Origin of the sequence: Segatella copri (assembly GCF_019127135.1) — a bacterium.
Classification (GTDB): Bacteria; Bacteroidota; Bacteroidia; order Bacteroidales; family Bacteroidaceae; genus Prevotella.
In genome coordinates this window covers 70,710-78,132 of sequence record NZ_JAHOEA010000012.1, presented here as the reverse complement: position 1 = coordinate 78,132, position 7,423 = coordinate 70,710, and the positions used below count along the sequence as shown (strand labels likewise).

The following is a 7,423-nucleotide window of genomic DNA, read 5'->3' as shown; positions in this document are numbered from 1 at the left end:
GAATAACTGAATACTGAATACGGATGGTCTTACCCATGCCCCCTGTTTTAAGGTGCATGGGTAGTTTTTTAAAAAAAGGAGAACCGCAGTTCTGTGCAAAGGATGTCTGTGATGTGCTGGGGGTATAAGATTTCAAGATGTGCTGTGCGTCAGTTAGTTAATACATTTGACGTTGCGAAACACAACGTCAAACTTTCGGGGCGTTTGCGTAAAGATGGAAGCCGAACAGTACGAACTCAGCAGATGATCTTCGTCAACGAGAGCGGATTCTATGCTTTGGTTCTCGGCTCCAAGCTTTCTACTGCCGTGAAGTTCAAAAAACTGGGTTACGGCTGAGGTTTCCTAGAAGTTAACTCCGAAATTGAGCTGGAGGGCTCCATTGTGGGATTTGTCGAAACTGTCGTGGCAGATGTTGGCAAGACCGATGTCGTAGGTGAGATCGGCATAGAACATGTCGTAGCCGATGCCGCAGCCGATGCGGATACCACCATCAAGGCGACGGAAGTTTGCATCCTTGAATGAACTCTCTGCTTCACGCTCGGCAAAGTTCTTGATCTTGCCTCCTACACCAACGGCAAAATAGCCGCCTACCTGAGGCTGGATGGAGAAGTGGTCGTCTACCTCGTACTTGTACTTCAGTACGGCTGGAATCTCAAGATAATTGAGGTCGTAGGTCATCTTCTTGCCTTCAGGAAGATCCTTCTTGCCACCTTTCTCTATATATGAAAGTCCGGTCTCGAGATAGAGTGGGGCACTGTCGGTCAATGGGATGCCGGCTACTACGCCCACATTCAGACCGGTCTGCCAGTCGCCACCATCCAGACGGGAATCGTCGGAATTGACAAAGGTGAAGGCTGGACCGATGCGGAATCCGTAATACGGACTGCCATAATTGTTGTTGAAACGGTAGTCGAGATGACCCGTCTGCTTGTTATAATATCTGCTGTCACGATAATTCTGTGCTGCTGCCGGCATCAGAGCCAGGAGCAATGCCATCATGATGAATGATAGTCTTTTCATAATTCTTATTCTTTTATACATTAATATATTCTGTTTGAAGAAACTTGTTTTACGGTGCAAAGGTACGAATAAAAAACGAAACGGCAGCGAGTGTTTCCCTAAATGATAGAGGGGAAACCCCTATTTCTGACCTATTACAACTTTCTCAACAAAAAAAATATAAATTTTTGCTATATTTTTTGTTTTTGTCTCCAATTTGTGCTATCTTTGCCTTCAAATTATAAACGTTTATATAGAAATATGAAATTTTTGAAGAAGTATCTACTGGATATTCTGGTAGTTATTGCATTTGCAATCATCTCCTTCGTCTACTTTATGCCAGCCGATATGGACGGACGAATCCTCTTCCGACATGATGCGGCGGCTGGAAAGGGACTGGGACATGAAAAGGAACTCTTCCAGCAGCAGACTGGAGAGACTACACGATGGACGAACTCGGTGTTTGGCGGTATGCCTACCTATCAGATGTCGCCTTCGTATGACAGTAATCAGGTGCTCAGCCAGATTGTGAAGGCATATCATCTGTGGTTGCCAGACTATGTATGGTATGTTTTCGTATACCTTCTGGGCTTCTATATCATGCTGCGTGCCTTCGACTTCAGACAGTCGCTGGCGGCGCTGGGAAGTATCATCTGGGCATTCTCGTCCTACTTTTTTATCATCATCGCTGCCGGACATATCTGGAAGGTATGGGCGCTGGCTTATCTGCCGCCGATGATTGCTGGCGTGGTGCTTGCCTATCGGGGCAAGTATCTCAAGGGACTGCTCCTTACTGCCATCTTCTCGGCTTTCGAGGTGCAGGCAAACCACGTGCAGATGACTTATTACTATCTCTTTATCATCCTCTTTATGGTGATTGCCTTCCTGGTGGATGCCATCAGAAAAGGTGAACTCGCACGCTTCGGAAAGGCTACGGCGGTATGCGTGGTGGGTGCCCTCATCGGTATCTCGCTCAACCTCTCGAACCTTTATCATACCTGGCAGTATGGTCAGGAAACCATGCGTGGAAAGAGTGAACTTGTAAAGAAAAATGCGACTAACCAGACCAGCAGCGGTCTGGATAGAGACTATATCACACAGTGGAGCTACGGTATCGACGAAACCTGGACGCTGATGATTCCGGATGCTAAGGGCGGTGCTTCTGTTCCGTTGGCACAGAACCAGCAGGCGATGGAGAAGGCTGATCCTAACTTTGTGCAGATTTACCAGCAGCTGGGACAGTATTGGGGCAACCAGCCGGGAACGAGCGGACCGGTATATGTAGGCGCCTTCGTCTGCATGCTTTTTATTCTCGGTCTGTTTATCGTGAAGGGTCCGATGAAGTGGGCGCTGCTTGCTGCCACCATCCTGAGCATCCTGCTCGCCTGGGGTAGAAACTTCATGCCGTTTACCAATTTCTTCCTCGATTATGTGCCGATGTATGCCAAGTTCCGAACGGTGGCATCTATCCTGGTTATCGCAGAATTCACCATCCCGCTCCTGGCGATGATGGCGCTGAAGAAGATTGTGGATGAGCCGGAGATTCTGACAGAGAAGATAAAATATGTATATGCCAGTTTCGGTCTGACAGCAGGCTTCTGTCTGCTCTTTGCCATCATGCCGGGCGTATTCTTCCCAGATTTCGTATCGGTACAGGAGACACAGGCGCTGCAGCAGTTGCCTCAGGAGTATATCTCTCCAATCATGAGCAATCTGACGGATATCCGCAAGGGCATCTTCACATCCGACTGCTGGCGTTCGTTCTGGATCATCCTCATCGGTTCGGCACTGCTGATGCTCTTCAAGATGAAGAAGCTGGGCAAGGAATATATGATTGCCGGCATCGCCGTGCTCTGTCTGGTGGATATGTGGATGGTGAACAAGCGCTATCTCTACGATGATATGTTCGTAGACAAGGCGCAGCGCGATACACCGCAGCAGATGACCGAGACCGACAAGATTATCTGCCGTGACAAGGCACTCGACTACCGTGTGCTGAATCTGGCATCGAATACATTCAATGAGAACGAGACCTCTTACTACCACAAGAGCATCGGCGGTTATCATCCAGCCAAGCTCCGTCGCTACCAAGAGATGATTGATGCTCACATCGCTCCTGAGATGCAGAAGACGATGCAGGCTGTAGCTGCTGCGGGCGGCGATATGACCAAGGTGAACGGCGACAGTATCTATCCGGTATTGAACATGCTGAATACCAAATACTTCATCATGCCGCTGCAGGGCGGACAGACCGTTCCGGTTCAGAATCCGTATGCCTACGGCAATGCATGGTTTGTAGACGAGGTGAAGTATGTGAACAATGCCAACGAGGAAATCGATGGCGTGGGCAAGGTGAACCTCCGACACGTGGCTGTGGCTGATGCCAAATTCAAGGAACAGCTGGCGCAGAGCGTGAAGCAGGATGATACTTCGGTAGTGAAGATGATTCTGTATAAGCCGAACAACCTGACTTACGAGGTGAAGTCGAACAAGGGCGGCGTAATCGTATTCTCTGAGATTTACTATCCGGGCTGGACGGCTACGGTAGACGGACAGCCGGCTGAGCTGGGTAGGGTAAACTATATCTTGCGTGCGCTGAACGTGAAGGCTGGCAGCCACAAAGTGGTTCTCGATTTCCATCCTCAGTCGCTCAAGAATACCGAGACCGTGGCTTACATCGGCTATGGCGTTCTGGCTCTCCTTATTATAATAGGTGTAGTTGTTGAGGTGAGAAAGCGCAAAAAAGAGTAGCGGGGATTGCAAATCCCCTTAAACTGAGTTTTTTAAAAGCTTTTGCCCTTACAGGGCGATAGGCTAGCGCCCGTAATAACCCAGGGCGTTGCCCTGGGCTAGGAGCTTCTGCCCTTTCAGGGCGTGTGGAGCTTACTTGCGAAAGTTCAACAGATTGAAAATTCTGATGATGCGATTTAGAACAGAAATAGATATTCCGAAGGCCGACTTCGAGATAAGGGCGGCAGAGCGGATGCTCTTTGTGGGCAGTTGCTTTGCCGACAATCTGGGTAGGCGGTTTGTGGAGAACCGCTTCCGGGCTACGGTGAATCCCTTCGGGGTGATGTATAATCCGGCAAGCATTCTCCATACGGTAGAGAAATGTTCCGAGGTGCGTCCCCGTGTGGCAGTCTTTACGCTGGGTACCAACCATGTGTATATCCTGAAGGAGACGGGCGAGATAGTGGACAACTGCCAGAAGCGTCCGCAGCGCCTCTTCGAAGAGCGGGAACTGAGCGTGGACGAATGTGCCGGCTATCTGCAGAAGGCTATCAATCTGCTGAAATCGCAGACCGCAGCATCTGATGGCAGTGAAGGCACTCTGAAGGTAATCATCACGGTAAGTCCTATCCGCTATGCGAAATACGGCTATCACGGGAGTCAGCTTTCGAAGGCTACGCTCCTGCTGGCAGCCGATAAGCTGGTGAAGGAGAATCCGGGGGTGGTGAGCTATTTCCCGGCTTACGAGATCATGAACGATGAACTCCGTGACTACCGCTTCTACAAGGAAGACATGCTGCACCCGAGCGAACAGGCTGTGGAATATATCTGGGAGCGGTTTCGGGCAACCTACTTCGGCAAGGCATCCGAACAGTTTCTGGAAGACTGGCGGCCTATCCGCGAAGCACTCGGCCATAAGCCCTTCCATCCCGAGAGCGAGGAACATCAGAAGTTCATCGCCAGGACGGAAGAGAAAAAAAGACAATTTGAGGAGAAATATCATCTCTTATAAAATGGAGAAATATCATCTCTTATAAAATAAAGAATATTTAAATAACAAGACAATGACATATACTATTGAAAAGGTAACCACACTGATAGGTGCGCGTCGCTATGGAGACAATGATACCAACATCGGTTTTATCCTGACCGATAGTCGTTCACTTTGTTTCCCAGAGGAAACTCTGTTCTTTGCGCTCAAGTCGGAGCGCAATGATGGTCATAACTACATCCCTGAGCTGTATCGCAGAGGTGTGAAAAACTTTGTTGTAACGAATGTGCCTAAGGGCTATGCTTCTGATTATCCGGGAGCCAACTTCCTGAAGGTAGTAAACACGCTTGAGGCTCTCCAGCGTCTGGCTGAGCGCCACCGTGACGAGTTTAACATCCCTATCGTAGGCATCACGGGTTCAAACGGCAAGACCATGGTCAAGGAGTGGCTCTACCAACTGCTCTCGCCAAGCATGTTTGTTACCCGCAGTCCGCGCAGTTACAACTCTCAGATAGGTGTGCCATTGTCGGTATGGCTGATGAACGAGCAGACCCAGGTGGGCGTTTTCGAGGCAGGAATCAGTATGCCTGGCGAGATGCTTGCCCTGCGTGACATCATCCAGCCAACCATCGCCGTACTGACCAATCTGGGTGCTGCGCATCAGGAGAACTTCTCTTCCATGGAGGAGAAATGCCGGGAGAAACTCATCCTCTTCCATGACGCAGAGACCGTAATCTATGATGGCGATGACGAGGTTATCAACAAGGTGATAGCCGAATATCCCGACTATAAGGGCGAGAAACTCTTCTGGTCGCTCAAGAACCCGGAGGCTCCTTTCTATGTGAAGAACATCGAGAAGCAGCAGAACGTGAGCGTGATTACCTATATATATAAAGGTGAGGAAGACAGCTTCTCTATCCCGTTCATCGACGATGCATCTGTACAGAATGCCATCATCTCTGCCGTCGTGGCATCGAAACTCGGTCTTTCGGCTGAAGATATCGACAAGCGCATGGCACAGCTCGAACCTGTGGCAATGAGACTGGAGGTGAAGGTAGGACAGCACGGATGTACGCTGATCAACGACAGCTACAACAGTGATATCAACTCGCTCGATATCGCTCTCGACTTCATGAACCGCCGTCCAGACCATCGCGGCCGTCGCCATACACTGATATTGAGCGACATCTACCAGAGCGGTCAGGAACCGGAGGCTTTATATAAAGAGGTGAGCGATTTAGCCCGCAAGCGTGGCGTAGTAAAGTTCATCGGTATCGGTCCTGAGCTCTGCAAGCAGCACGATGAGATTCAGATTTCAGAGAAGTTCTTCTTCCCGAATGTAGAGGAATTCATCGCCAGCGAGGTGTTTGCTTCCCTGCGCGATGAGGTGATTCTGCTGAAGGGCGCCCGTCAGTTTGGCTTTGACCAGCTCACCGAACTGCTGGTACAGAAGGTACACGAGACTACGCTGGAGGTGAATCTGAACGCTGTGGTAGCCAATCTGAACTACTACCGTGCGTTTATGAAGCCGGAAACCAAGCTGGTATGCATGATCAAGGCAGACGGCTACGGTGCAGGTGCCGTGGAGATAGCCAAGACTCTGCAGGATCATCGTGTAGACTATCTGGCTGTGGCTGTAGCCGATGAGGGTGTTACGCTGCGCAAGAACGGCATCACCAGCAACATCATGATCATGAATCCGGAGATGACCGCTTTCAAGACCATGTTCGATTACGACCTGGAGCCTGAGGTTTACTCTTTCCGTCTGCTCGATGCGCTCATCAAGGCAGCCGAGAAAGAGGGCGTAACCGGTTTCCCTGTCCATATCAAGCTGGATACCGGCATGCACCGCATGGGCTTCGACCCGGAGAACGATATGGAGGAACTCATCGGCAAGCTGAAGCACCAGAATGCCATCATCCCACGTTCTGTGTTCTCTCACTTCGTGGGCAGCGATGACGACAGCTTCGATGATTTCTCAGCTCATCAGTTTGAACTCTTCGACAAGGGCAGCAAGCAGTTGCAGGCAGCCTTCGACCATAAGATTTTGCGCCATATCTGCAATTCGGCAGGTATCGAGCACTTCCCGGAGCGCCAGCTGGATATGTGTCGTCTGGGACTCGGACTCTATGGCATCAATTCGCGCAACAACAAGACCATCAACTGCGTGAGCACCCTGAAGACAACCATTCTGCAGATGCACAACGTGAAGGCAGGTGACAGTGTGGGCTACAGCCGCAAGACAATTCTCGACAGAGACAGCGTCATCGCAGCCATCCCTATCGGATATGCTGACGGACTGAACCGCCGTCTGGGCAACCGTCATGCCTACTGTCTGGTGAACGGCCAGAAGGCAGAATATGTGGGCAACATCTGTATGGATGTGGCTATGATAGACGTGACCGACATCGCTTGCAAGGAAGGAGATCCGGTAGAAATCTTCGGCGAGCATCTGCCTGTCCAGACACTGAGCGATATCCTCGAGACCATCCCTTACGAGGTGCTGACCACCATCAGTAACCGTGTGAAGAGAGTTTACTTCCAGGACTAGGAAGTGAAGAGGGAAAAGGGAAAAGTGAAGAGTGAAGAACGAAGAGTGAAGAATGGACTCCGTTGGGGCAAAAAATCGTGCAAAAACGTATAAAAATAGAGAAATCCTATCAGAAAATGTTCTGATAGGATTTTTTTTGCGTAAATTTTTCC

Annotated in this window: 5 protein-coding genes; 4 read left to right on the top strand and 1 reads right to left on the bottom strand. The window is 50.0% G+C overall.

The genetic code is table 11. The features are described from left to right. Nucleotides 1-102 precede the first annotated feature (102 nt). Complete coding sequence (locus KSW37_RS05215) at nucleotides 103-336, top strand: BRO family protein (protein WP_367397546.1); 234 nt, start codon at nucleotides 103-105, stop codon at nucleotides 334-336. A 6-nt stretch (nucleotides 337-342) separates the two neighbouring features. On the opposite strand, the gene KSW37_RS05210 is transcribed toward KSW37_RS05215, so the two are convergent. Further along, a complete protein-coding gene (locus tag KSW37_RS05210; RefSeq protein ID WP_254368553.1) occupies nucleotides 343-1,020 on the bottom strand; it encodes an outer membrane beta-barrel protein in 678 nt (225 codons plus the stop codon). 240 nt (nucleotides 1,021-1,260) lie between these two features. On the opposite strand from KSW37_RS05210, the gene KSW37_RS05205 reads away from it, so the two are divergent. The 3 genes from KSW37_RS05205 to KSW37_RS05195 all read left to right on the top strand — a co-directional run bounded on the left by KSW37_RS05205 (nucleotide 1,261) and on the right by KSW37_RS05195 (nucleotide 7,271). Then, the gene (locus KSW37_RS05205; protein WP_217313497.1) at nucleotides 1,261-3,750 is read left to right on the top strand and encodes a YfhO family protein; all 2,490 of its coding nucleotides are present in this window, start codon (nucleotides 1,261-1,263) and stop codon (nucleotides 3,748-3,750) included. Nucleotides 3,751-3,919: 169 nt separating this feature from the next. Then, nucleotides 3,920-4,741, top strand: coding sequence for a GSCFA domain-containing protein (locus KSW37_RS05200; RefSeq protein WP_217313539.1), 822 nt, complete (start codon nucleotides 3,920-3,922; stop codon nucleotides 4,739-4,741). A 52-nt stretch (nucleotides 4,742-4,793) separates the two neighbouring features. Continuing rightward, a complete protein-coding gene (locus KSW37_RS05195; RefSeq protein ID WP_217313498.1) occupies nucleotides 4,794-7,271 on the top strand; it encodes a bifunctional UDP-N-acetylmuramoyl-tripeptide:D-alanyl-D-alanine ligase/alanine racemase in 2,478 nt (825 codons plus the stop codon). Nucleotides 7,272-7,423: the final 152 nt, after the last annotated feature.